20 protein-coding genes and 1 tRNA gene are annotated in these 24283 nt (G+C 71.4%); 10 read left to right on the forward strand and 11 right to left on the reverse strand.

Annotated elements, in window-relative coordinates; translation table 11 throughout:
• Positions 1-86: 86 nt before the first annotated feature.
• Complete coding sequence (locus IO40_RS0105410) at positions 87-668, reverse strand: TMEM165/GDT1 family protein (RefSeq protein ID WP_016468770.1); 582 nt, start codon at positions 666-668, stop codon at positions 87-89.
• A gap of 515 nt (positions 669-1183) precedes the next feature.
• Between IO40_RS0105410 and IO40_RS0105415 the strand changes: the two genes are divergently transcribed.
• Both IO40_RS0105415 and IO40_RS0105420 read left to right on the forward strand, forming a co-directional pair.
• Positions 1184-1864 (forward strand): HNH endonuclease family protein, encoded by a 681-nt coding sequence (locus IO40_RS0105415; protein ID WP_031174954.1) that lies wholly within the window; start codon positions 1184-1186, stop codon positions 1862-1864.
• A gap of 620 nt (positions 1865-2484) precedes the next feature.
• Positions 2485-4200, forward strand: a complete 1716-nt coding sequence (locus tag IO40_RS0105420) for an alkaline phosphatase D family protein (protein ID WP_031025654.1) — start codon at positions 2485-2487, stop codon at positions 4198-4200.
• 84 nt (positions 4201-4284) lie between these two features.
• On the opposite strand, the gene IO40_RS34700 is transcribed toward IO40_RS0105420, so the two are convergent.
• A complete protein-coding gene (locus tag IO40_RS34700) occupies positions 4285-5412 on the reverse strand; it encodes a superoxide dismutase family protein (RefSeq protein WP_051719263.1) in 1128 nt (375 codons plus the stop codon).
• 238 nt (positions 5413-5650) lie between these two features.
• Here IO40_RS34700 and IO40_RS0105430 point away from each other — a divergent pair, with 238 nt between their 5' ends.
• Positions 5651-6502: a DedA family protein gene (locus IO40_RS0105430; RefSeq protein ID WP_415852735.1), complete on the forward strand. Its 852-nt coding sequence runs from the start codon at positions 5651-5653 to the stop codon at positions 6500-6502.
• Here IO40_RS0105430 and IO40_RS0105435 read toward each other — a convergent pair.
• Positions 6465-7595 (reverse strand): glycoside hydrolase family 18 protein, encoded by a 1131-nt coding sequence (locus IO40_RS0105435; protein ID WP_030406596.1) that lies wholly within the window; start codon positions 7593-7595, stop codon positions 6465-6467. The two genes, IO40_RS0105430 and IO40_RS0105435, sit on opposite strands and share 38 nt — an antisense overlap.
• Positions 7596-7851: 256 nt before the next feature.
• Between IO40_RS0105435 and IO40_RS38620 the strand changes: the two genes are divergently transcribed.
• The gene (locus IO40_RS38620; RefSeq protein WP_234336545.1) at positions 7852-8637 is read left to right on the forward strand and encodes a hypothetical protein; all 786 of its coding nucleotides are present in this window, start codon (positions 7852-7854) and stop codon (positions 8635-8637) included.
• Positions 8638-8929: 292 nt separating this feature from the next.
• The gene (locus IO40_RS0105445; RefSeq protein WP_041968633.1) at positions 8930-9268 is read left to right on the forward strand and encodes a VOC family protein; all 339 of its coding nucleotides are present in this window, start codon (positions 8930-8932) and stop codon (positions 9266-9268) included.
• A 113-nt stretch (positions 9269-9381) separates the two neighbouring features.
• Here IO40_RS0105445 and IO40_RS37510 read toward each other — a convergent pair whose 3' ends face one another.
• A complete protein-coding gene (locus tag IO40_RS37510; protein WP_158724304.1) occupies positions 9382-9525 on the reverse strand; it encodes a hypothetical protein in 144 nt (47 codons plus the stop codon).
• 607 nt (positions 9526-10132) lie between these two features.
• Positions 10133-10315, reverse strand: a complete 183-nt coding sequence (locus tag IO40_RS0105460; RefSeq protein ID WP_016468781.1) for a hypothetical protein — start codon at positions 10313-10315, stop codon at positions 10133-10135.
• A gap of 332 nt (positions 10316-10647) precedes the next feature.
• On the opposite strand from IO40_RS0105460, the gene IO40_RS35560 reads away from it, so the two are divergent.
• The 3 genes from IO40_RS35560 (at position 10648) to IO40_RS37515 (ending at position 13566) form a co-directional block, all read left to right on the forward strand.
• Positions 10648-11823 (forward strand): helix-turn-helix domain-containing protein, encoded by a 1176-nt coding sequence (locus IO40_RS35560; protein ID WP_016468783.1) that lies wholly within the window; start codon positions 10648-10650, stop codon positions 11821-11823.
• Positions 11824-12018: 195 nt separating this feature from the next.
• A complete protein-coding gene (locus IO40_RS0105465; protein ID WP_016468784.1) occupies positions 12019-12468 on the forward strand; it encodes a hypothetical protein in 450 nt (149 codons plus the stop codon).
• 18 nt (positions 12469-12486) lie between these two features.
• A complete protein-coding gene (locus IO40_RS37515; protein ID WP_137016908.1) occupies positions 12487-13566 on the forward strand; it encodes a hypothetical protein in 1080 nt (359 codons plus the stop codon).
• Positions 13567-14197: 631 nt separating this feature from the next.
• Here the strand turns inward: IO40_RS37515 and IO40_RS0105470 are convergent.
• Positions 14198-14269: transfer RNA gene (locus IO40_RS0105470), tRNA-Val, on the reverse strand.
• Between the two features lie 171 nt (positions 14270-14440).
• On the opposite strand from IO40_RS0105470, the gene IO40_RS0105475 reads away from it, so the two are divergent.
• Complete coding sequence (locus IO40_RS0105475) at positions 14441-15694, forward strand: hypothetical protein (RefSeq protein ID WP_031025663.1); 1254 nt, start codon at positions 14441-14443, stop codon at positions 15692-15694.
• On the opposite strand, the gene IO40_RS0105480 is transcribed toward IO40_RS0105475, so the two are convergent.
• The 3 genes from IO40_RS0105480 to IO40_RS0105490 are packed head-to-tail and all read right to left on the reverse strand — an operon-like array spanning position 15615 to position 20289.
• Positions 15615-16553, reverse strand: a complete 939-nt coding sequence (locus IO40_RS0105480; protein WP_016468787.1) for an HAD family hydrolase — start codon at positions 16551-16553, stop codon at positions 15615-15617. The genes IO40_RS0105475 and IO40_RS0105480 overlap by 80 nt on opposite strands.
• Complete coding sequence (locus IO40_RS0105485) at positions 16550-19126, reverse strand: phosphoribosyltransferase (protein ID WP_016468788.1); 2577 nt, start codon at positions 19124-19126, stop codon at positions 16550-16552. Before IO40_RS0105485 ends, IO40_RS0105480 begins: the two co-directional genes overlap by 4 nt.
• On the reverse strand, positions 19123-20289 hold the full coding sequence (locus IO40_RS0105490; RefSeq protein WP_016468789.1) for an HpcH/HpaI aldolase/citrate lyase family protein: 1167 nt from the start codon (positions 20287-20289) through the stop codon (positions 19123-19125). Before IO40_RS0105490 ends, IO40_RS0105485 begins: the two co-directional genes overlap by 4 nt.
• Positions 20290-20651: 362 nt before the next feature.
• Here IO40_RS0105490 and IO40_RS0105495 point away from each other — a divergent pair, with 362 nt between their 5' ends.
• Positions 20652-21854: a TerD family protein gene (locus tag IO40_RS0105495; RefSeq protein WP_016468790.1), complete on the forward strand. Its 1203-nt coding sequence runs from the start codon at positions 20652-20654 to the stop codon at positions 21852-21854.
• A 375-nt stretch (positions 21855-22229) separates the two neighbouring features.
• On the opposite strand, the gene IO40_RS0105500 is transcribed toward IO40_RS0105495, so the two are convergent.
• Together IO40_RS0105500 and IO40_RS0105505 are read right to left on the reverse strand one after the other, a co-directional pair.
• On the reverse strand, positions 22230-22988 hold the full coding sequence (locus tag IO40_RS0105500; protein ID WP_016468791.1) for a TerD family protein: 759 nt from the start codon (positions 22986-22988) through the stop codon (positions 22230-22232).
• 125 nt (positions 22989-23113) lie between these two features.
• The gene (locus IO40_RS0105505) at positions 23114-24268 is read right to left on the reverse strand and encodes a DUF475 domain-containing protein (protein ID WP_016468792.1); all 1155 of its coding nucleotides are present in this window, start codon (positions 24266-24268) and stop codon (positions 23114-23116) included.
• Positions 24269-24283 lie beyond the last annotated feature (15 nt).

The raw sequence follows: 24283 nt of genomic DNA on the forward strand, positions 1-24283 counted from the left end.
CGCCCCGGCCCGTCGGCCGCCGCCGTTGGGGGGACCCGCGGGGACGGTGCCCGGCCCGGGCCGGCGGGCCCGGGCCGGGTCCCGCCTCAGGCCAGGGCCTCGTACAGGCTGAAGGCGGCCAGGCCCAGCATCAGCAGCGCGGCGACGCGGGTGATCAGCCGCAGCGGGACGTACCGCATCAGGGTGCGGCCCCCCAGGATGCCCAGCGCGGCCACCGCCCACAGGGCGAGGACGGCGCCGAGGCCCACCGAGAGCGGGTCGTCGTAGCGGGCGGCGAGGTTCGCGGTCATGATCTGCGTCAGGTCGCCGAACTCGGCCACCAGGATCAGCATGAACCCGCTCCCGGCGACCTTCCAGAACGACTGGTCGGCGGGCTTGCGGACCTGCTCCTCCTCGTCGTCATCCTTCTTGAGCAGCAGCATGGCCGCGCCGATCAGGAAGAGGATGCCGACGATGCCCTGCACCAGCCGGTGCGGCAGCAGGGTGAGGACGCTGCCGGCGGCGACGGCGAGCACGACGTGCACCAGGAAGGCGGCGGCGACTCCGGCGAAGACGTAACTGGCGCGGTAGCGGGTGCCGAGCATCAGCCCGGCCAGAGCGGTCTTGTCCGGCAGCTCGGCGAGGAAGACGACGCCGAAGACGACGGCGGCGACGGTGAGGCTGAGCACGGGGTTCCTCCGTGGTCGGGGCTGCCGCACCGCTTGAGCACTCTTCGGCACGGCAGCGTCATGGGCTGCCCGTGCACGGCTGCACGGACGCGGACACTGCGGCCGAAGGTCTCGCTGGCGCGGCGCCGCCACCGTGTGGCGGGCACCTCGCTCCGGGCGCCGGGCCCGCGCGTGGCGGGCCAGTGTGTCGACGGTCCGGCGAAGAGCTACTCCCCTTCAGACGCTCACGAGGGTACGCGATACCGCCGCCGCGCCGCGATCGTCCGCCGGGGTGCCGTACGCCACGTCCCGGCCGGGACGTGTGGGGCTCATGTGCCGGACGAGACCGGTGAGGAGTGCGCGGGTGGCCAACTCCCGTACGGCTTCCGCCTCGTGGGTGTATCGCGTGTGGCGCCCGGGTGTTCCCCGGGCAGGCTCTTGATGTGACGTGCACACGACCGTCAGGCTGTGTGGCGCACCACCGGCACCAATTCTCGGCACGACGCTCGACATCCCCCCACACAACGGGAGTTCGCATGCCGCACGCACACCGGACCAGCCCCCGCCGCTACGCGCGTCGACCCCGGCCCGCGCCGGCCGCCGCCCTCGCGACGGCCGTCTCCGGGCTGCTGGTCGCCCTCACCCTGGGCGCCTCGCCCGCCGCCGCCCAGCCCCCCACCCCGCCCAGCGCCCAGGAAGCCGCCACGATGCTCTCCGGCCTCACCGAGCGGGCCGAGGGCTCCATGGACGGCTACTCGCGCTCGAAATTCCCGCACTGGACCGACCAGGGCAACAACTGCAACACGCGCGAGGCCGTCCTCAAACGGGACGGCGAAGGCGTCGAGACGGGCAGCGACTGCTACCCCACCAAGGGCACTTGGACCAGCCCCTACGACGGCCAGAAGTGGACGAAACCCTCCGACGTGGACATCGACCACGTCGTACCGCTGGCCGAAGCGTGGCGCTCCGGCGCCGCCAAGTGGACGCAGGACAAGCGCAAGGAACTCGCCAACAACCTGAAGATCGCCCAACTGCTCGCGGTCACCGACAACGTCAACCAGGAGAAGGGCGACCAGGACCCGGCCAAGTGGATGCCGCCGTCCAGCGGATACCACTGCACCTACGCCCGCATGTGGATCTGGGTCAAGCACACCTACGACCTGACCGCCGACGCGGACGAGAAGACCGCCCTCAAGAAGGCACTCGGCACCTGCTGACGCCGTTGCCGGGCCCGGCACCGTCCGGGCCCGGCAACGGCGCGCTCCCCTGGCCGCTCCCGCCGGCCACCGGCCCCAGGAGCTGACGCGGACCCCGTGGCCACCTCCGGCACCACCGGCCGGCCCAGGCCCCGCGGCCACCTCCGGCACCATCGGTCGGCTCAGGCCCCGGGCCGCGATGCCGCGTCCGGCCCGAGGTCCGGCCGGACGCCGGTCGGCCACCGCGCGCCTCGTCGTGACGGCCACGAGGCCGAGGCGATCCGCTGCAACGCTCGCGAGCCGAGTGGTCGCGCCGTAACGGCCGCGGGGCCGAAGCGGTCCGCCGCAACGCTCGCAGGCCGAGTGGTCAAGCCGTAACGGCCGCGGGGCCGAAGCGGTCCGCCGCAACGGTCGCGACCGGACCGCAGGTGCCCGCCGTAACACTCACGCACGGACCAAGCAGTCCGCCGCAACGCTCGCGGGTCCGAAGAGGGCCCCGCGACACAGCCGCCGGCCGGGGCGACCGGAACCGGCCGGTGAGCGGTCCGGAAACTGGTCGGAGCGCTCCCTCGTTCCGTACGGTGCGGGTCGACAGCCCGCACCGTACGGCGCTACGGGCGTGAGGACGCGAGGGAGATGGCATGACCGGCCTCCGACTGGGCCCGCTGCTGCGCTACGTCGACCAGGACACGGCCACCGTGTGGCTGGAGACGGAGGGGCCCTGCGAGGCCGAGGTGCACTGCGAGGGATCGAGCGCGGGCGGTTCGGCCCGCACCTGGCAGGTGGCCGGACACCACTACGCGCTCGTCACCGTGGTGGGCCTGGAGCCGGGCAGCGAGACGCCGTACCGCGTGACGCTGGACGGCCGCCAGGTGTGGCCCGAGCCCGGCTCGCCGTACCCGCCCAGCACCATCCGTACGCTGCCGCCGCCCGAGGCGGACCCCCGGGAGACGGAGCCCTTGCGGATAGCCTTCGGCTCCTGCCGCTGGGCGGCCCGCCCCGCCGGTGCCCGACACGACCCGGTCGGCCCCGACGCGCTGGACGCGCTGGCGCAGCAGGCACTCACCGGCGGCTCCCGCCCCGATGTGCTGCTCCTGCTGGGCGACCAGGTGTACGCGGACGAGACGTCGGAGCCGGTGAGGGCCCGGCTCGCCCGCCGCCGCGACCTGTCGGAGCCGCCGTGGGGCCAGGTGGCGGACTACGAGGAATACACGGAGCTGTACGACGAGTCGTGGCTGGACCCGGAGGTGCGGTGGCTGCTGTCCACCGTTCCCAGCTGCATGATCTTCGACGATCACGACGTGATCGACGACTGGAACACCAGCGAGGCGTGGCAGCGGGAGATGCGCGCCACACCCTGGTGGCGCGCACGCATACTGGGCGGCCTGGCCTCGTACTGGGTCTACCAGCACCTGGGCAATCTCTCGCCCGCCGAATTGGCCGAGGACCCGCTGTTCACCGCCGTGCGCCGCGCGGAGGACGGCGCCGCGCTGCTGCACGAGTTCGCCGAGCGCGCCGACGCCGACCCGGCCACCGTCCGCTGGAGCTACCGCCGCGACTTCGGACGCGTCCGCCTGGTGATGATCGACACCCGTGCGGCCCGCGTCCTGCCGGAGCGCGAGCGCCGCATGGTGGACGACGAGGAGATGGACTGGCTGCACGAACAGGTGCTGGACGGCGGGCCGGGCGCCGTGGACCACCTGCTGCTGGGCACCTCGCTGCCGTGGCTGCTGCCGCCGGCCGTGCACGGGCTGGAGACCTGGAACGCGGCCTTGTGCGCGGGGGTGCGCGGCGCGCGCTGGGCACGGTTCGGCGAGAAGCTGCGCCAGCGCGCCGACCTGGAGCACTGGGCGGCCTTCCCCCGTTCGTTCCAGGCCCTCACCGAACTGATCCAGCGCGTCGCGTCCGACCAGGAGGCGCCCGCATCGGTCAGCGTGCTCTCGGGCGATGTGCACCACGCGTACGTGACCGAGCCGCGCTTCGACGATCTGAAGGTCGCCGGCGGCGGCCGGCGGTCCCGGGTGGTGCAGCTGACGTGCTCCCCCATCCACAACAGCATCCCGGCGTTCATGCGGGCCGGTTTCCGGTTCGGCTGGAGCCGCGCGGGCCGGTGGCTGGGGCGGGCCATGCCCCGGCACGTGAGCGCGGAGGCGCCGCCGTTCCGCTGGCGCCGCACCGGCGGCCCCTGGTTCGGCAACATGCTGATGACGCTGACGCTGCACGGCCGGGACGCCACCTATGCGCTCGACCGGGCCCGCCCCGCCACCTCGGCGCCCGACGGCACCCCGCGCTCCGCTCTGGAACGGGTCTTCGACGGCCGGCTCAGCTCGGCGGAACCGGCCGTCGAGGACGGGTGACCAGGGCGCCGGTGGCCGGCCGGCGCCCGGCCGGCGCCCGGCCGTCAGCGGCCGTCCGACGGCGCCGACGGCCGCTGAAAGCGCTCAGCGGCCGTTGAACGGCACGGTGAAGCAGGCCAGCCGGGCCCCGGCCTCCCCGGCGCTGCCCTGTGCGGTGCCGGTGCGCTCGTCGTGCAGGACGACCGAGCGGGCCTCGCCCGGCCGGAACGTCCAGTCCTGCTCCGAGACGGCTTCGCCGTTGCCCTCCGCGTCGGTGGTGAAGTCCAGCCACACCTCGTTGCGCGGGTTGGCGTACCGGGGGTCGGCGACGGACTTGGCGGGGGCCTTGCGGTGCTGGTAGTGCGGTCCGGAGTCCGCGGGCCGGGCGCCGCACTGCCCGGTGTGGACGTGCGCCCCGTAGGTGCGGTTCGGCAGCAGGCCGCTCACCCGCAGCCGCACCGTGGTGTCGTCGTCCTCGACCTCGCGGGTGACCGCGATGCTCGCGCCGGAGGGCACCTTGGCCCGGTCGTAGGTGACGGCCTCCGGACGCAGGAAGGCGTTGGCCGGGGCGAAGCGGCCGTAGCGCACCAGCACGGAGCGGTAGGTGCTGTCGTTGTCGGCGTCGGCGGCGCGGCGGGCGATCCGGTAGACGCGCTCACCGCCCCTGTCGTCGGTGACGCGCAGCTCCCGGGTCAGCCGGTGCCGCTCGCCGCCGAGCCGGATCAGTTCGCCGCCCCGGTCGGCCACGTCCACCCTGCCGGTGCGCCGCGCGGTGTCGGCGAACTCCAGCTGGCCGGAGCCCGGCCGCAGCCGCACCCCGCCCACCCGGATTTCCTTGCCCTGCTGGAGGGCGCGGAGGATACGGAGTCCGCTGTCGCCGGAACGCGCCGCGCGGTCTGCTGCGGTGTCCGCGCGGTGGGCGATGGCGGTGTTCCCGCCGTCGGCGGTGTCCTCGCGGTCGGCGGCGGCGAGGCGGTCCAGGCGGCGGAGTGCGGCCAGGTCGTCCTGGTCGAGACCGGCCAGCGCCTTCTTCACGGCCGGTTTCCCCTCGACGGCGCGGCCGGCGACGACCAGTGCGTCGAGCGCGTCGGTGTCGAGCAGCGCCATCAGATCGGCCAGTTCGCCGCGGTCCGCACGGACCACCCGGTCCCCGGAGTCCTTCTCGGGTACCCCGCTCGCCGCACTCGACGTGCTGCCCGCGAGGATCGCCGTCACCATGGTGACAGCGGCCACTCCTCCCACACCTGCCCTGCGCGTACGTGCCCTCATCGTGCCGGCCTCCATTGTTTCCCGGTTGTCCTATGGTCCGATTCGGTGCATCTGTAACCACGGGCGCCGCAAAAGTGTCGCCATGTCCACCCAGCGGCCCTGAGCGGGGGACCCGGGCGTACGCTGTACGGCGGTAAACCGCCAGCCGACGTGAGCCGGCAGGGGAGAAACGGGGACAGCAGTGCCGGAAATCCTGGGGTCGGTGACCGGATCCCCATGGGTCTACGCGGTCATCGCCGCCTCCGTGCTGCTCGACGTCTTCGTCCCCGTGCTGCCCAGCGGAGTCCTCGTGATCACCGCGGCGACCGCCGCGGCCGGGACCGCCGACGCCGCCGCCGGTCTGTCCGGGGCCGCCGCCCGGCACGCGGCCGAGAGCGGTCAGTTGTTCGAAGTGCTGTGGCTGGTGCTGTGCGCGTCCGGCGCCTCCGTCGTCGGCGATCTGGTCGCCTGGCGGCTGGCCTGGCGCGGCGGCGACCGCTTCGACCGTGCCGTCGCCCGCTCCCCCAGACTGGCCTCCGCGCAGGAACGGCTGGGCCTCGCCCTGGCCAAGGGCGGCGGCGCCCTCGTCGTCCTCGCCCGCTTCGCACCCGCCGGACGCTCCGTCGTCAGCCTCACCGCCGGCGCCGCACACCGCAGCGCCCGCGACTTCGTGCCCTGGTCGGCGCTGGCGGGAGTCGCCTGGGCCGGCTACAGCGTGGGTCTGGGCTACCTGGGCGGACAGTGGCTGGGCGCCGGCTGGCTCGGCACGGCCGTCTCCGTCCTCGCCCTCGTCCTCGCCGGCGGGCTCGCCGCGTATCTGATACGGCGTGAGCGCGCGGAGCAGCCGCCCGGTCCCGCCTCCGACGGGACGGACGACGAGCCGGTACCGGCCGCCGAAACCGTTCTGCCCGGCCCCGCCACACTCGCCGCGCTGCCGCCGGCACTGCCCGCCCTGCGCGTCGTCGGCCTCCACGGCACCGGCACGGCCGTCCCCACCTCACGCCGCGCCCCCGACACCGCCCTCGGGGAGAGCGCCGTCACCGGGGGCGCTCCGGCCGGGTCAGCGCCCGCGTGAACTCCCACGGCCGCTGCGGTACGCCCGAGCAGCGGTCCTGCGCCGGATAGGGCAGCCCTCCGCAGGGCCGGTCCCGGTTGACGGACCAGAACGCCAGCCGGGCCAGCCCGTGCGCGCGGGCGAACCGCGCGATGACGCGGAAGTCCCCGGGCCCGAGCACCTCCTGATGCCCGGTGATGCCGTTCATGGTGGAGATCCCGCTGTGCGCCCAGGCGGTGGCCTCGTCGTAGCCGTACGCCGACCGCAGCCGCGCGGCCAGCCCCTCGGCCGCGCGCACGGTGGCGCGGGCCATGTCCACCCGGCGGGCCTCCTGCACCTCCGCCTCGTTCCTGGGCGGCGAACCGAAGGCGAACGGCATGATGGTCCAGCTGTCCGGCTCCACCCCGGCGCGGGCCGCCGCGTCGATGAGCCGTGCGTCCGGGCCGGTACGCCCGCTGGGCAGCGTCACATGGACCGTCAGCCCCGGCTCGGCCGCCCGCAACCGGGCGAGGGCCTCCACCGTCTTGCGGCGGGCCGCCGCGCTCGCGTACGCGCTGGTCTCGATGTCCACGTCGATCGCCCGCAGCCCGTACGCGCCGATCACCTTCCGGTACGCCCCGGCGAGCGCCGCCGCGTCCGCGCAGTCCTGCTCCAGCTTGCGGCCGGTGCCGCCGCCGAAGGAGACGACCGGCTCCCCGCCCGCCGCCCGCACCGCGCGCACGGCACGCTCGTCGGCTCCGCCCCGCAACGGCCGCACCCCGTCCCAGCGCGGCTCGCAGTGCCCCGCGCTCAGCACGAACGCGAACGTGAAGCCGTCCACGCCGGTCGCCCGCAGCAGTACGCCCGGAGCGGGCGGATCGCCCCAGCCGAGCGACAGATACGGACTCACCGCGGGCCGCGCCACCCGCGAGGCACCCCCACCACGCGCCCCGTCACGGACGGGGACGGGGACGGCAGCGAGGTGCTCACCGCCGTGGTGCCGGCCGACGGGGCGGTCCTGGCCGGCTGCGGGCAGGGACGCGCCGAGCAGGGCGAGGCCCAGCAGGGGCAGCGCGAGGGCACGCATGAGACGGGGGCGGGGCGGCCGGCTCCGCGGCGTCGGGGTCCCGGTCATACGGCCATCCCTGTCCGGCCCGCCGACGGACGGTGCGGCCCACCCGTCCCGTTCCTACGATGTGATGACCGCACCGGTCGCAACCGGCCCAGCACTCCCCCCCTCGCCCCGGGCAGGGCACGCGACGTTCACGTGGCCGCCACACCCAGTACACATAAACTCACGAGTACGACCACATCCCATCAGTCCACCGCTCTGCCTGACCCACCCCGTTACCCGTGGCTACGATCCGGCTCGCATCCACTCAGGGGGGTACATGAGCAAGCACGCGCACCAGCCGCAGCACCAGCCCTATCCGCCCCAGCAGTTCGGGGCACAGCAGTACGGGGAGCAACAGCCCTACGCGGAGCAGCACTACGCGGAGCAGTCCTACGCGGAGCGGCCGTACGGGGGACAGCAGTACAGCGGACCGCAGCACCACGAACCGCAGTACGGGCACCACCCCGGCGAGCAGCCCTACGGCGAGGCGCCGTACGGCGCGGAGCAGCACAGGGCGGAGCAGCACCCGCCGCAGCAGTACCAGCCCCAGCCGCCGCCACCGCCCCGGAAGAAGCGCACCGGCCTCAAGATCACCCTCGGCCTGCTCGCCGCACTCGTCGTCGTCGGCGGCATCGCCTCGGTCCGGGGCGGCGAGGAGGGAACGACGGAGGCCAAGCCCGACAAGAAGGCCGCGGCCCCCGCCGAGGACGCCGAACCGCAGAGCGGCGCCAAGAGCGGCGCGAAGGCCGGCAGCGCCGCCGAGGACGGCAAACAGTCGGCGAAGTCCCAGACCGAGCAGTTCAAGGCGCACATCGAGGAGACGGGCACCGCGCAGCAGAAGGAAGCCGCCAAGTACGTCACCAGCGTGACCGGCGCCGACAAGCGCAACGACATCATGGACTCCGCGGAGATCCACACCGACTACACCGGAGGACTCACCGGCCCCCACAACGGCGACGGCAAACTCCTCGCCTCGGCGTTCGCCACCTGGAAGCACTCCAAGAACGGCCTCGTCACCGTCTACGACGCAGAGGGCCAGGTCCTCTCCAACGGCAACTACTGACCACCCCCACCCACCGGGACCGGCCCGCACTACGGCCCCCTCCGCACGGGAACGCCGCGCGGGCGCTCCGGCCCTGTGCCGAGGGGGACGAGCTGTGCCGAACTCCGGTCGCAGAGGCCGTCAGGGGCACAGGCCCGCCGAAGGTGTGCACCAACACCACGTCGTACCCGGAACACCCGAAGTACCCCAAGCCCCGCCACCACGGCAACAAGGGGAAGTGACCGTCACGTTGGCGGGCAGGGCAGGCGCTTTCCCGGTGGCGGAGGGGTCCCGCTCGGACATGATCGCCCGCATGGCCTCGACGGTGACGAACACAGCGATCGACTGTGCGGACGCCTACCAACTTGCGCTGTTCTGGAGCGCGGTGACGGGACACCCGCTGCATCCCGAGGACGGACCGGGGGACGACGAGACCGAGATCATGATGCCCGGCGGGACGGCCCTGCACTCCAAAGAGGACCCGGAGCCGAAGCCGGCGAAGAACAGACTCCCTCTGTGCCTACGTCCGAACACCTCGCGGGACGCGGAAGTCGAACGACTGCTGGCACTGGGCGCCTCCCTGGCCGTCGGTCACCGCAAACCTGTCGGCTGGGGCTGGGCCGTCCTCGCCGACCCGAACACGCCAGACTAGCAAATCTGCAGGAAACCCCCTGGTCAGCGCATAGAAGGGCCCCGGCCCGTGCGCCACGGGGTAGGCACACGGACGGGGCGTCGGGTCCGGTACGTGGGAGCGTTACCGGCTCATCACTCCCGTGGTTCGCGGTACTCCGCGTACCGCTTCATGATCTCCCCGGCCGCGTCTGCGATCTCGTCTTGCCGTTCCTCAGACGTGTTGGGGTCGTGGTACTCGTTAGACAGCGCGCCCATTTCCCGCGCGTCATCGAACACTTCATCGTTGTCCGGCACTGTTCTTCTCATTACCGTCTGCTATGGAATTCCAACGACCAGCCTCGTCCGTGCGTCTTGGGGGAGTGACACACGGACGGGACCGGTCCTTCTTACTGGCTCTGCTCTCGCACACAGTCGAGACAGACCCAGCACGTGCGTGCGATGAGTCGCGTCCTCTCCGGAGGGTGCATTCCGCACCCCTTGGAGGGGCCCGAGCGGTCCGGCAGATCGCGCTTGATCAGCATTCCGATTCGCTGTCGGTTGCTCAGCGGCTCATCACTCATCGTTGCCGTCCTCCTGCTCCGGTTCGGGGTCCGGCGCCGCAACAGTCTCGTTCTCGTACACGTCGTAACCGTTCACCTCATTGCCGTCTCCTCCCATGCTGTCACCTCCCTTCGTCGGTGGTGCTGCTCTTTGTTCACCCCGGCGCGGGGCTGTCCGTCACGTCATCCCGCACCGGGGGTCTATGCGCCTCGGGTAGCTACTCCGAGAACGAATCCGCATGCGCCGCTGACCGTGATGATGAAAAGCGGGCCCGCTGCCGCGCCGAATCGGCGGATAATGCTTCGCAGCGGCCTCGTACGCCTTTGCGCCCGGTGGGTGGCTGTCACTTGGCGCCCTCCTCCCGGAAACGCGAAATGCGCCGGAGATCCTTCGCGTACCGGTATTCGATTGCCTGGCATCCGTCGCGCTGGATGCCATACAGGTAGGGCGCCGGACCGTTCACACTGACGACGACGCACGGCGTGCGGGTCTGCGCGTCAAGGAGCCGGTCATCCTTCTTCCACACGGCGCACCTCCTTGCGGTCGCCGTGGGTGGGGAAGCGGTGCGTGCGGAACAGGTCGGTGAGTTGCCTGAGTTCATCAGGGCTGAGTGCGGCTCGTGCGACGGAGGATTCGAACCACTGGCACACCCCGCATGGCCGGGGGCTCCCCGTGTCGGGCTGTACTCCGTTACGGTGACTCACTGTTGGCGTGCTCCTTACTCGTGCGCCGACCGGCCCCAGAGCGTGTGGCGCGCTGCTGGGGCACCTTCATGCGAGCGAAACCAAGTCTGGCCGCGTGTCCAGCAGTTGGGCAGTCACTCGCCGGTGACTACTGGTGACTGGCTACCCTGGGTGCATGGACGCGTACGGGGACTTCCGGGCAGCGGTTCGGCGGGAGATGGAACGGCGCGGCGTGGGCGTCAAGGCGGTGGCGGCCCGCACCCACTACAACCACGCCTTCTTGTCACGCGTGCTGTCGGGCCGACAGCGGCCAAGCGCCAAGCTTGCCCAGGAGCTAGACAGGTACCTGGGGGTGGGGGGCGCCGTTGTGGCGCTGTACGAGGGGCGCACGCCCGCCGGTTCGCCGGATGGTGGATTGGCCCCTCTGCCAGGCATACACAGCGTTGATGAGGCACAGCTTGCGCCCACGATCCGGCGACTCAGCCGTCGCTTGATCACACTCGATAATGAACTTCACGGCTTGCCTATCGCCGAATCTGCTACTCGGGCGTTCAAGGCCGCCCGGCGCCGATTGAAAGGCGGAATTGGCTCTGCCTATGAAAGGGACGTACAGGCAGCGGCGGCGGAGCTAGCGGAAATTGCAGGATGGGCGTGTTTCAACGAGGGATACACAGATGCGTCCGGCCTGTTTTCACGTGAGGCGCTGGGCTTGGCTCGTGAATCCGGGGACCGTGGTATTGAGCTGCTGACGTTGCAGAACCTTGCAATGCTCGCCGGATGGACTGACCAGCCGCATGAGGAACTGACGATCGCTCAGACGGTTATCGCGGACAGGGCCCTGCACCCCCGGGTTGAGGCCATGTTCCGGGCTCGTGAGGGTCAGGGGCTAGGCCGTACTGGCGACCACACGCGTTCTGCACGGGCGTTCGCCCGTGCGCGTTCGCTCCTACAGGAAGCCGCCCCCTCTGACGGCCCGGAATGGGCATGGTGGGTATCCCCCGCAGAAATCGACAGACAAGAGGGCAGGGTACGGAGCACAACGGGACGTTGGAATGACGCGATTCCCGTTCTGCGGCGTGCCACCAATGGGAGTCCGGAAAGCCCAGCGGTCGGATACCGGCAAGCCGCCGCTGTCTGGCTGTTGGACAGCTTGTTGTCAGTGCAGGCATGGCGGGATGCCCAGGAAACGGCCGAAGCGCTGGTACTGGCAGTACGTGAAACGTCGTCGCGTGCAACGCTGGGAAACTTACGAAGGGTGCTGAGTCGCGATACGAGCGCAGCCCCAGCGGACCTTCGTGACTCTCTTGACGGTGTGCGCGCCGCGCTTGCGCAAGATCCGTTTAGGCTGTAACGAAAAAGCCCCCGCACCAACCGGCAGGTTCACCGCTCAGCGGGATCGTTCTGTAACGATGCCCAGCTTTCCGCCAGTCGGGAGAAACTAGCGCGCGTCATGAGAGGGGCATCGGAATCACCTGACGCATATTCGAAAATTCACGATGCGGAGCGTGCGCAAATAAATCAGGGAATAAACGAGCTCCCTGATGGCTTGGGGCCCAAGCACGACGATGTCGTCGACCGGATGCGGCGCGCCGGTGCGGGGATAGGCACCATGGAGGCGATAAAAGAGGACATCGTTGGCGACAAGGCAAGCGGTGAACTGGACAAGATCCAATGGAAGTCGAAGATCAAATACCATGTCATCGGCGGGTTTCTGACTCCTGTTGGAGGCGGCCTTGGGGACCCCCTACAGCGATTCGTCGACACGTGGGCCTGGAATGACGCCAACGAGCAGAGTGCGAGTGTGAAAAAGGCGCTGGATGAAAAGAACACTGAACAGTGGCTTTCCTCCGATTTCCAAATCCGCCATATGGTGAATCATTGGGCCACTTCTTCCGGGTACGCCGAGGATGACTCCGGCGTGACCACCCTGAAGTCCCGGGAAGCCATGGGCCAGCGCAATGACGCACGTCGTGATGTTTCTCAATATTTGAAGTAGTGAGGCGAAGGATGAACGATGCAGCGTAACCGTGTTGTGGCGGCGTCCTTGGTTGCCTTCTGCTGCGTCCTGGTGGGTGCGCTTCTCGTGGCTCGTGAGGCGAAGGACGGCCGATTCAAGCCGCTTTGCCGTGGTGCCGTTCAGGAAGAGACGGCTCGTTTGGCTATCGGTGGTGGAGGAGTTGAAACCGTCAGTTCCGACGATTCCGGCTCGCCGAGATCCGACGGACTGTCCGTGGAGTGTGAAGCCAGGGCAGAAGACCGGTCACGGCACGTGACCTTCTCGGTGGGAGACTCCGACTTCGCCCCGGACGTTCTCGATCGGACTCTCCATGACAATTTGTTCACCGGAGATATTTCCTCCCCTTTGGGAGCCGAGTGGCCAGGAACTTTCACTGTGGAGAGTCCAGGTATCGCACACGCGACTGTGGTACTCAAGTGCAGCTCCGGCGAGCATGATTACTTGCTCCTCAATGTCAAGTCATTGCTTTCTGACGCGGGCACCTATTTCTCCCGGAGCAAGAAGGAGAGACTCAGGCTGGCCCAGGCAGCTGCTTCAATGAGCAGCGAAGCGGACAGACAGTGGAAGTGCGGAGCCCAGCTGGGCAAGAAGATTCGCCAAGCGCCTGCCGACCCGCTCAGAAGCCACCCGGAGCCGCTGTCCGAGGCGACAGGGACGTGTCGCAGCATGCGACAGCTTGCTCCGATCGCCGGTAAATGGGGCATAACCCAAGCCATCGGAACAGAACTAGCTGAGAAGAGTACGACTCAGGACTGCCTGCTCATCAATGACAAGGGAAAGAGGGTATACCGGCTGTCAGCCCTGAGCGGCCCTCTCGCCCAGGGGTACCGTTCTTCCAGCAGCGTGCTGGGCGACGTGCAGGGCAAGTCGGGCCGCGAAGAAAAGGGCGGAGGCTGGGCCTGGGCCAGTGCACAGTGTCCGCAAGGGGAACCAACAGCGCTTTTCACGGCTGCGAGTACGAGGCTCGGTGAGGAGGACCGGGTCAAGGTGAGCGCCGACTTCGAGAGGGCCATGCTGAAGGCATTCGGATCAGACATGGCCGCATTGCACGGCTGCGGGAAACCGGCACTGCCATGAGACTGCGTTCCGGTGCTCGGCCCATGGATCCCCGCGCTGTGTGCTCAGTCGGGCACCGGTCTGGCAGTTCTCGCACCATGTAGGCGGGCGACACCGTTTTGCGCGGACGATCGACGTTGCCGCTCAGTCGGGCGGACGGCGCAGCACGCCACTCCCCATGGCATCGCGAGAGGAATGCCCCGACACTCTGTCTCGCGTAGCCACCCGGAGGACGAAGCGGCCAGCTCCCTGGCTCGGCACAACCTCTCCGTGGGCTGATCCGCCGGACTCACGAAAGAAGCCCCTGGGCACGGCTCCGACGAGACTCCACCGGGGAGCCGGAGCCGGCTCACCCCGAACCGGAGACCGGCGCCGAGCGTTGAGCGGAGGCACGCGCTGGTCGTCCCGATGCGGAGAGAAGCTGACGCGCCGGAAGTCACGAACCGGCACGGCGGCCCAACACCGGAGCTGCGTGAGCAGCAACGCCCGACAGCCGGCCTCAAGTCTTCGGGCGGGTAACGGCGTACACTCGCGGATCCGTTCCGGCCTCTTTCTGAGGGCCTCGAGTGCCTGGTCGCGCGCTCGGCCGCACAGCACACGTCAGGGTCCCTCCGAGATCGTTTCGGAGGGACCCTGACCTGCGTTCACGGTGTGGGCACAACTGGGATCGAACCAGTGACATCCTGCTTGTAAGGCAGGCGCTCTACCGCTGAGCTATGCGCCCCGGAAAGTGATGAGACGACAGCGTACCTTGCCCGGGGGCCGGGGGCGCAAACACGGGGACGGGGGCGGCGGCGGGGACGTTCTGGCTCGTGTGTTCGTTGAGCCCAGGTGGGAGAATGACCATCGGGTCGATGAGTGGTACACACATTCGGGGAGAGGTTTCGTGGCGGCGATGAACGGCGGCACCCGCCGCTGGGGCTGGGGCGGTGGCCGTGCGGAGCACCTTCGGGCCGACGCGCAGGCCGCGAGGGACGCCGCGGCAGCCGCCTTCTACGAGCTGGACACCGCTCAGCGTGACCTGCGGATCTCCATCGAGACGATCACCGCGGTGGACTCCTCCCCGGCCGGGCGCAAGGCCGCTGCGGACTTCGCGGACTTCGGCCGGCGGATCGACGCCGTCAGTCATGACTACATCAGCACGGTGGACGCCCACGAGCTGGACCGTGACGATCTGGACGCCTCCGCCGCCACCCGGGCCCGCGCCGAGCTGGACCGGGCGCGGCAGGATCTGGAGCGGGTCAAGGGGGAGCTGGACCGATTCGCGCAGAGCCTCGGGCCGCTGCTGACGCGGGCGGAGAACCAGTTGTCGCGACTGGCACCCGCCGTGGAGCGGGCCCGGCAGGGGCTGCTGGCGGCGAGCAACGCGCTGGACGCGGTGCGCGGCCAGGGGCTGAAGGCCGACGATCTGGCGGCGCGGCTGGCCGCGCTCTCGCCGGAGCTGACGAAGCTGAACGAGGGGGCGGGCGCCCACGGGGTGCAGGAGACCCTCAAGCGTGCGGACCGGGTGGCGCGGGAGGCGGAGGCGATCCGCGCCGACGCCGAGGGGCTGCCGCAGAAGGCGGCGGAGATCGACAAGCGGCTGGCGTCGCTGCGTACGCGCACGGAGGCGTTGCAGACGCGGGCCGGGCAGGTGGAGCCGGTGCTCAGTGAGCTGCGGCGCCGGTTCAGCATCGCCTGCTGGCAGGACTTGCAGGATGTTCCGCGGCAGGCGGAGCGCTCGGCGCGGCAGGCCGACGAGAAGCTGCGGGAGGCCCGCGCGGCGCGGGACGAGCAGCGCTGGGCGGACGCCACTTCGCTGCTGTCCACGGTACGGGCGCTGCTGAACACGACGGACGAGGCGGTGAAGGCCGCCGGGGAGCGGCTGCAACGGCTGAACGAGGTGTCGTTCGACCACAGCAAGGAGGTCGAACGCACCCGGTTCGCGATCCGTGACGCGCAGCGGCTGGCGATGGCCGGACGCAGTACGCCCGATCCGCGGCATGCGGGCCCGCTGGACAACGCGGTGGAGCGGGTGGACCGTGCCGTCGCCTCGCTGACCGGCCGCCACCCCGACTACTGGCATCTGCTCAGCGAGCTGGACGCGGTGCGGGAGACGGTGCAACAGGTGGTGGAGCGGATACGGCAGGAGCGGGCCCAGGGCCGCTGACCACCGAATGGGGCGGGGTGGCGGCCTCCTCGGTGAGGGCCGCCGTCATCTCGTGCAGGATGCGCTCGCCCGCCAGGACGCCGCGGTCGGCAAGGGCCCGCAGGTGGGGGGCCGCCCAGCCGCTGTCGGCGAGTTCACCGTGTCCTGGCCGCCAGGCCGCGTCGGCGTACTGGAGCAGGTCGGCGTCCAGGAGGGAGTCGCCGGCGGCGAGGGTGCGGCCGGTCCCGGTTCTGCGGGCCACTTCGGCGACGGCGGCGCTCTTGGTGAGCGGGTGCGGCACCGCGTAGACCTTGCGGCCCTGGAGGGAGACGCTCCAGCCGTGGTCGCCGGCCCACTCGGCGAGTTCCTTCACCCAGGTGCCGGGCAGCAGGGAGCGCTCGACCACGAGGTAGGCGAACAGTCCGTCGGCGACGCGTTCCTTGAGCAGCCACTCGGGGCGGGCGGCCTCCAGCATGTGGGCGCGTACCTGGTCGAGCGGTGCGCACTCGGTCAGCCGCCCGGCGACGTGCTCCCGCCATTCCGGGTCGCTCTCCCCGTCGACGAGGAGGTGGCCGCCGTTGGCGCAGACGGCGTAGCGGGGCGGCGGTCCGGGCGGGTGGACGCGGAGGTACTGCTCGGGGGTGCGGGTGGTGGCGGGGACGAACAGTGCCTCGTCGGCGAGCGCGGCCAGCAGCCGGGCGGCCTCCTCCGTCATGAAGGAGAGCGGCTTGTGCTCGTACGTCTCGACGCACAGCAGCCGTGGGGCGCTCGCGTCCGGCATGGTCAGTTCCAGGGCGGGCGCCGAGTAGATGAGTGTTCGGTCCAGGTCGCTGGCGACGAGGGTGCGGCCGTGCGTCCCGGGGGCCGGGGGGCGGGTCACCGGGCTGCCTTTCCGTCGGCGCCGGTGGCACCGCGCGTGTAGCGGGGGTGGATGAGGCCGACGCAGGTGTAGGGCAGCTCGTCGGTCTCCTCGACGGGCACGCCGCGCTGTTCGGCGAGCAGCCGTACGTGGTCGAGGTCGGCTCCGGCGCCGCGCCGGGCCAGGATGCGCCAGGGGACGCGGCGCAGCAGTACGCGCGTCGTCTCGCCGACACCCGGCTTGATCAGATTGACGTCGCCGATCCCGTACGCCTCGCTGATCTCCTCCACCGCGCGCCACCCCGCCCAGCTGGGGGTGCGGTCGGCGGCGGCGAGCGCGGCGGCGTCCCGGACAGCGCCGTCCCGGACCTCGGTGAAGTGCGCGGCGACGGTGTCGACGAAGTGCCGGGACACGTCGTTGCCGGCCAGCTCGCGGTAGAACTTGGCGCCGTGGAAGTCGTGCGGGCCGATCAGGTCGGCGCGGAGCACGGTGCGCGATATCAGCCCGGAGACGGTCGAGTTGAGGCAGGCGGAGGGGATGAGGAAGTCCTCGCGGGTGCCGAAGGTGCTCACGCACGAGCCGGGGTCGGCGAGGACGGCCAGTTCGGGGACGAACCGCGGGTGGGCGGCCAGCGCCTGGGCCAGTTCGCGGGTGATGGCGCCCTTGCCCGTCCAGCCGTCCACGAAGACGATGTCGGCCGGGTCGTGGTGGGCGGCCAGGTGGGCGAGCGCGTTGGTGTCGATGCCCCTGCCGCGCACGATGGAGACGGCGTAGTGCGGCAGGTCCAGGCCGCGGGTCTGCCGCGCCCAGCGCCGCATCAGCACACCGACGGGCGTGCCGGCCCGTGCCAGCGAGACCAGGACGGGGCGGGGGCCGCGCTCGGCGAGCACCGTCTCGGTCACGGTGCCCACGGCGCGGGCCAGCCGCGCGGCGGAGGACTCCAGGGCGCTGTGGAAGAGCCGCTGGTACTCCGGTGAGGGCTGGTACTCGACGGGCAGGGACTCGGCGTAGTGGGCGCCGCCCGCCTGGATGGCCTCCTCGCGTTCCTCGGTGGGGGCCTCCAGGGGGACGTCGGACAGATCGCGCAGCAGCCATGCGACGTCCTCGGGGTCGTACGAGGAGAACGCGGGGCCGTGCAGCGGTGCGGGCGGCGGGGCCGGCTCGTCGGGGGCCGGGACGTAGGAGGGGACGACGGCCAGCAGGACCGCCGGGGTGCAGCCGGCGAGCTGGTCGAGCAGCCCGCCGGGGGCGTGCAGGGCGGGGGTGTCGCCGACGCTGTCGGTCACCACGACGACGGCGTCGAAGCCCTGACCGGCCACGTTGTAGACGTAACGGTCCTCCGGCGCCGCGCCCGCCACGGGGGGCTGCGCCGTTTCGGTCGCGGGGTCCGCCGCCGTTGTACTCGCCGTTGTGCGAGTCGCGTCCCGTGTCGCGTCCGGTGTGTCGTGGGCCGGGAAGCGCAGGGCGGTGCGGATGGCGTAGCCGGGGTCGTCCACGGCCAGCACCGGCGAGCGCGTGGTGGTGGAGAAACGGATCTCCGCGCGGCTTCCGGTGCGCTCTTCCAGGGCGCAGGCGAGGCGCAGCGGCGCGTACATCAGCTCTTCCGTGCCGAGGACCAGCACGCGCGGCACCTCTCCCGGCGTGCTGTCGCCGGCGGCGGGCAGGCCGAGTGCGTCCGCGAGGCGTGCGGCCATGGCCGGGAGCGCCGCCTCCAGGCGGATCTGCTCGCGGGGGCCGAAGCCGTGCCGTCCGCCGTCGGGCAGCCCGGCGGGCCAGCCCAGCTCCACGCGCTCGACGGTGCCCCGCTCCGCGGCGGGCGCCGGTGCCGGGGTGCCGCCGTGGCGGGCGACCAGTGTGCTGCCGCGCTCCAGTACGTCCGCCGGGAGCCGCACGCGGCCGGCGGCCAGGGCCACCACGTCGATACGGGCGCCGAGGTCGGCGGCGAACTTCTCCAGCTCCGCGACGTCGTCGCCCCCGCGGGTGTCCACAAGAGCTGCGACCACGTACCGCTGGCGCGGGTGCGCGGCGTGCAGCGCGGCGATGGTGTTGCGCACCGTCCGCCCGGTGGACAGCTCGTCGTCGACCAGGACGAGGGGGCCGTCCCCGCGCAGCAGACCGGGGTCCTTCGGCAGCAGCAGGTGGGAGGTGGCGTGGCTGTGCTCCTCCTCGAAGGCGCCGAACCGGGCCACCTCCGCGACGGCGCGCCGTGTCGAGTGCAGCGCTCCGGCGCGGCTGCCCATTCCGTACGCGACGGTGAGGCCGAGCCCGGTGGCGGTCTCCGCGAAGCCGAGGACGACGGCGTCGGCGGCCTGTCCTGCGCCGAGCAGCTCGCGCACCCGGGCGCCGAGCCGGGTGCCGGCCTCCAGCACCACCGAGGGCCGCTGCGGGACGTGCTTGCCCAGAACGGTGGAGACCAGCAGATGCGCCCGCTTGGGGTTGCGGCGCAGGGCCAGTCCGAGCAGCTGCCGCATCCCGTCGCCGGTCAGGCGCACCCCGAGCCGTTCGGCCACCCAGGTGCCGGACCAGGGCGCGGACGGCTGTGCCGGGTCACCGCCTGTGGCCTGGCTGCTGTGCTCCCGTACGCTTCCGTTCACTTGACTCCCGCCGCCAGCAGTTCGACGAAGCTCACGCCTTCGCGCGCCACCCCGAAGACCTCGCCGCGCAGCAGTGTGCGCTCGGCCCAGGCCCGGTGCGGTTTCACCTCGTTCATCTTGTTCGTGTAGGCGGAGCGCAGCACTCCGCCGCCGCCGCGCTCGGGGCGCAGCACGTCGGTCGCGTCGCAGAACTCCTCATGGCTGACGACCGACAGCGCGTGCACGGGAGCCACGTGCGAGGGGTGGATGCAGGTCTTGCCCAGCAGACCGTTGGCACGGTCGAGTTCGATCTCGCGCAGCAGTCCGTCCATGTCGTGCTCGATCAGCGCGGCCCGCACGTCCTCGGCACGGCCGCTGCGGAACGGGCTCTGCCGCAGCTGGGGCTTGAACATCCTCTCCTGCGGCCGGAAATACTCCCACACGGGTCCGGTGACGGTGAATCCGGTGCCGTCGGCCCTGCCCAGCACGTTCACCACGTCGGCTATCACCGAGGCGACGATCTGCACGTCGTACGCGGTCATCTCCGGCGTACGACGCAGCCCGTACGCGGAACAGAAGTCGGTGACGCCCAGGCGCAGCGCCAGCACCCGGTCGCGGTACTTGTCGAGCGTGCGCACGATGCCCGCCAGCGTGTCGGTGCGGGTCTCGCGGTGCAGCAGCTCCGGCGACTCCAGCACGGGCATCGCGAACAGCCGCCGCCCGCAGGACGACTCCGCCTCGGTGAGCGCCTCCAGGAACGGCACCGAGTGGTCCTCCGTGAACTTCGGCAGCACGAAACCGGACAGCAGCCGCACCGCCGCGCCCAGCCGGCGCACCAGTGCGGGGATCTGACCGGCGTCCCGCACCCGGACGAACAGCAGCGGCAACTCGTCGTCCCGGCCCTCGTCCGCCAGCGCGCACAGCTGGCGCACCAGGTTGTCCTCGGCGGCCGGCACCTCGCTGTCGGCGATGGAGTCCTCCAGGCACAGCACCATGGACACCACCCCGCGCGCCGCCTGCTTGCGCACGTCCTCGGCCAGGGCCGGTCTGGTGGCGGGGCTGTAGAGCGTGGCGCCGAGCGCCACCGCGAGAGTGCTCGCGGGCGCGTCGGGCGTGAACTCGGCCGGCGCCCGGTGGAAGAGCGCGCTGAGGCGCTCAGGCGTCAGCTGCCGGAAGTGCCGCATGGGATCCCCGTCTCACCGTCGTGCGTTCCTGGCGGCCGCCGCGCTGCTGCCCGCGCGGTGTCCCGCCGGGCCGCCGCGGTGGCCGCACGGCTGCTCATCGTACGTACGAGAACCGGTCACAAGTTCCCGGCGTCCACCCGGGCGCCCCGGCCGCACGGCACCTCCCGCCCTCCTGGCACGCCGTCCGGGACCGCCGTGCGGGCGCTTCCCGGACCGCCGTGCGGGGGCCTCCGGGACCACCGTGCGGACCGCCCGAAAGCCGTCCGACCGGGGGCGGAACGGCACTGGGTGTCGTGTACACATTCGGCCGGTGGCGGTGTCCCGCGTTGTCGATGCCGTCCGTCCGGGGGCAGGATGAAGACATGACGCACGCGATGACGAAGGGATCGAACATCCAGTTGGAGACCACGGCCGTACGGGCCGTGCTCTGCTGGACGCCTGGTACCGGCGTGCCGGACGTCGATGCCTCGGCGCTGCTGCTCGGCACCGACGGCCAGGTCAGAACGGACGACGACTTCGTCTTCTACAACCAGCCACGGCACCCCTCCGGGCTGGTGCGGCACCTGGCCAAGAAGCGGGAGCCCGAGGGACTGCGGGACACCGTCGAGGCCGACCTGGCCGCGCTGGACCCCTCCGTCGAACGGGTGCTGCTGGCCGCATCGGCCGACGGCGGCACCTTCGCCGGCGTCCGCGAGCTGCGGCTGCTGCTCCAGGACGCGGGCGGCGGCGAGGGCACCGCCGGCGGCCCGGACGGCGGCGGACAGCTGCTGGCACGCTTCGACATCGAGCCGGAGACCGGCGCCGAGACCGCAATGGTCTGCGGCGAGCTGTACCGGCGCGGCGACGGCTGGAAGTTCCGCGCGCTCGGCCAGGGCTACGACACCGGCCTGGTCGGACTGGCCACGGAGTTCGGCATCTCGGTGGACGAGAGCGAAGCCGAGGCCGCCGGATCCGGAACCGAGGGAGGGGCCGGCCGGACGACCGGCGCCGGCACCCGGCCGGGCCCCGAGCACGACCCGGACGCCACCGTCGCGCACGTCCCCGGGCCCGACACCGTCGGCGCGGACGACTTCCGGCTGCGGCCACCCTCGGGCACCGTGCCGCAGCCGCCGCCCGAACCGCACCCCGAGCCCTCGCCGCACCCGGTGCCGCCCGAACCGCAGCCCGAACCCTCCCCGGAGCCCGAGCCCGTACCACCCGGTCCCGGACCCCGCCCCCAGCCGGTGCCGCCCGGCCCGCCGCCCGGACCCACCCCCGGCCCGGGGCCCGCGCCCGACCCGGGCCCGCCGCCGCCCGCACCGGAGCCGGACCCGGCCGGAGCGGTGACGGCCGTCGTGGCGCCGCCCCCGCCCCAGGGAGCGCCGGCGTTCGCCCCGCCGGGCCTGCCCGGCATCCCGGCGCCACCGGCCCACCAGCCCGCCTACGGCTACCCCCAGCCGCCCCAGCAGCCCCCGGCCACCGGGCCCGCCTACGGCTATCCCCAGCCGACCTACGGCTACCCGCAGCCGGACCCGTCCTTCACGCTGCCGCCGCAGGGCCCGCAGTTCCTCGCCCAGCAGCGCTGAGCGGAATCCGTACGGCGTGCACCGGGCCGCCACAGCGCGGCAGCACGAGAGGGCCCTGGCCGCGCATACGGCCAGGGCCCTCTCGTTCACCCGGAAGGCGGTACGTACGGGGCTCCCGCGTCCAGCCCCGGGAGGCGGGCAGCCAGGCAACGGCGGGCACGCCGTGGCGCGCGTCCGACGCGTCCGCGGGGCGGCGGATGCACCCCGCCCGCAGGCCGCCGGACCCGAGCCGTCTGCGGGCCCGGGCTGTCCGTGGGGCGCCACGGGTCGGACGCGTCCGCGGATCACGGATGCGCCCGGGCGGCCCTTCCCGGGCACTCAGGCGTTCCGTGTCACGCTGGCCCGCCCCGGATGTCCTGCCTCAGACGTCCTGCCTCACACGTTCTGCGTCTTGTAGCCGCGGCCCCATTGGAGGCCCCAGCCGTAGAGGCGGTCCAACTCGGCCTGGAACCCGTAGACGTAGCGCACCTCGCGGCGCACCTTCACCTCGCCCTTGTTGTTCTCCAGCAACAGCACCGCGCACGAACGCGCCTGCGGGGCCCGCTCGTCGAGGCCGACCTCGACCCGCGGCCCGCTGCTGGGAAAGAGCGAGACGATGGCATGCGTACGGTCGAACGCCGGGGTGCCGTCGTAGATGTAGACGAAGAACAACAGGCGCTTGATCTCGTCGCGGTGGTCGAGGTTGACGTAGAGCGTCTCCCCCGACGGCGAGCCGAAGCGGTCGTCACCGGTCAGCTTGACGTAGGGCGGCCCGTTCCAGTCGCCCAGGAAGTTGCCGAGCGGCTGGACGACGCCCTTGCTGCCGTCCGCCAGCTCGTACATGCACGCAAGGTCGAGGTCCACATTGACGACACCCTGCGTGTGCGCCTGCACCACCTCGGGTTTCAGCGCCCGGAGCGGATGCCGCAGCGAGGCGGTGCGCCGCGGCCTGCCGTCCAGGTCGGAACTGCGCATCCGCCACGACAGGTTGACCCGCATGCTGCCCGTGTCGGCACCCTGCTTGGTCAGTGACAGCTCCGAATACCGCTTCGTCAGCTCCACCGCGTACGTCGACGGGCCGCCCACCGTGTCGAACTTGGGACCCCGCCGGGTCATGCCGACACCCCGCCGCCAGTTCTCCCACAGGGAGACCATCCCGCACCCCCACTCGTCTTCCACGCCCACTCGTCACCGCGGGGCGGCTCCGGGGCCGGCGCGAGCCCGTGAGCCGCGCCGCCGCGAAGCCGCCCCGCTGGGAGCGTTCCTCGTTCAGATGGCGGTCACACCCGCGAGGTGGCCTCGGATCGGGCGGACTCGTCCCCGTCGCCCCCGTCCCCCCCGGCAGCCGCGAGAGCACGGTTGCGCCGCACCGAGGACCAGAAGGCCAGCGCGATCAGCACCACGCCGACGAGACCGGTGACGACCTCGTTGATCTGGTACTTGATGGTGACCAGCAGGATGATCGACAGCGCGCCGATGGCGTAGTGGGCGCCGTGCTCCAGGTAGACGTAGTCGTCCAGGGTGCCCTGCCGCACCAGATAGACGGTGAGCGACCGGACGTACATCGCGCCGATGCCCAGACCGAGCGCCATCCAGAAGATGTGGTTGGTGACCGCGAAGGCACCGATGACACCGTCGAAGGAGAACGAGGCGTCCAGGACCTCCAGGTAGAGGAACATGAAGAAGGCGGCCTTGCCCGCCAGTCCGACGGCCGAAGGCTGTTTCCCGGCCCGCTTGGCGGCTTCCTCCTCTTCCTGCTCGCGCTCCTCTTCCTCCTCCAGCTTGTCCTCGAAGTGCCCCGAGAGGCCGCCGACGATCAGATAGGTGATGAGTCCCGCGATACCGGACAGGAGGACGGTGGCGGACTTGTCGGCATGGGCCCCACCGTGCTGGTGCGCGGCGGTGGCCATGGTCATGGCGCTGACCAGCAGCACGATCAGCGCGATGCAGATGGACAGGCCGTCGACCTTGCCGAGCCGCGCCAGCGGCCTCTCCAGCCAGCCGATCCATTTGTGCTCGCGCTGCTCGAAGATGAAATCGAGGAAGATCATCAGCAGGAACATCCCGCCGAACGCGGCAATGGCCGGATGGGCGTCCGTGACCAGTTGCTCGTAACGTTCCGGGTTGTCCAGCGCGACCCGTACGGCCTCGACCGGCCCGACCTTGGCACTGATGGCGACGATGATGACCGGGAAGACCAGCCGCATGCCGAATACCGCGATCAGAATGCCGATGGTAAGGAAGATCTTCTGCCAGAAGGCGTTCATCTTCTTCAGTACGCCGGCGTTGACGACCGCGTTGTCGAACGACAACGAGATCTCCAGGATGGACAGGATCGCCACGAGGGCGAACGCCTCCCACCCCCAGAAGAACGCCGCTGCGGCCAACCCGACGGCGGTGACGCCGAAGGACCAGCCAAAGGTTTTCAGGAGCACTGGCTTCCCAATCCG

The organism is Streptomyces albus subsp. albus (genome assembly GCF_000725885.1).
In the GTDB taxonomy this organism is placed as follows: Bacteria; Actinomycetota; Actinomycetes; order Streptomycetales; family Streptomycetaceae; genus Streptomyces; species Streptomyces albus.

What these genes read in the sequence shown, in the direction of transcription:
- IO40_RS0105420 (WP_031025654.1), top strand. Translation starts at nt 2,485, where the DNA reads ATGACCGGCCTCCGACTGGGCCCGCTGCTGCGCTACGTCGACCAGGAC.
- IO40_RS0105435 (WP_030406596.1), bottom strand. Translation starts at nt 7,595, where the DNA reads ATGACCGGGACCCCGACGCCGCGGAGCCGGCCGCCCCGCCCCCGTCTC.
- IO40_RS38620 (WP_234336545.1), top strand. Translation starts at nt 7,852, where the DNA reads ATGAGCAAGCACGCGCACCAGCCGCAGCACCAGCCCTATCCGCCCCAG.
- IO40_RS0105495 (WP_016468790.1), top strand. Translation starts at nt 20,652, where the DNA reads ATGACGCACGCGATGACGAAGGGATCGAACATCCAGTTGGAGACCACG.
- IO40_RS0105415 (WP_031174954.1), top strand. Translation starts at nt 1,184, where the DNA reads ATGCCGCACGCACACCGGACCAGCCCCCGCCGCTACGCGCGTCGACCC.
- IO40_RS35560 (WP_016468783.1), top strand. Translation starts at nt 10,648, where the DNA reads ATGGACGCGTACGGGGACTTCCGGGCAGCGGTTCGGCGGGAGATGGAA.
- IO40_RS0105490 (WP_016468789.1), bottom strand. Translation starts at nt 20,289, where the DNA reads ATGCGGCACTTCCGGCAGCTGACGCCTGAGCGCCTCAGCGCGCTCTTC.
- IO40_RS0105500 (WP_016468791.1), bottom strand. Translation starts at nt 22,988, where the DNA reads ATGGTCTCCCTGTGGGAGAACTGGCGGCGGGGTGTCGGCATGACCCGG.
- IO40_RS37515 (WP_137016908.1), top strand. Translation starts at nt 12,487, where the DNA reads ATGCAGCGTAACCGTGTTGTGGCGGCGTCCTTGGTTGCCTTCTGCTGC.
- IO40_RS0105445 (WP_041968633.1), top strand. Translation starts at nt 8,930, where the DNA reads ATGGCCTCGACGGTGACGAACACAGCGATCGACTGTGCGGACGCCTAC.
- IO40_RS0105475 (WP_031025663.1), top strand. Translation starts at nt 14,441, where the DNA reads ATGAACGGCGGCACCCGCCGCTGGGGCTGGGGCGGTGGCCGTGCGGAG.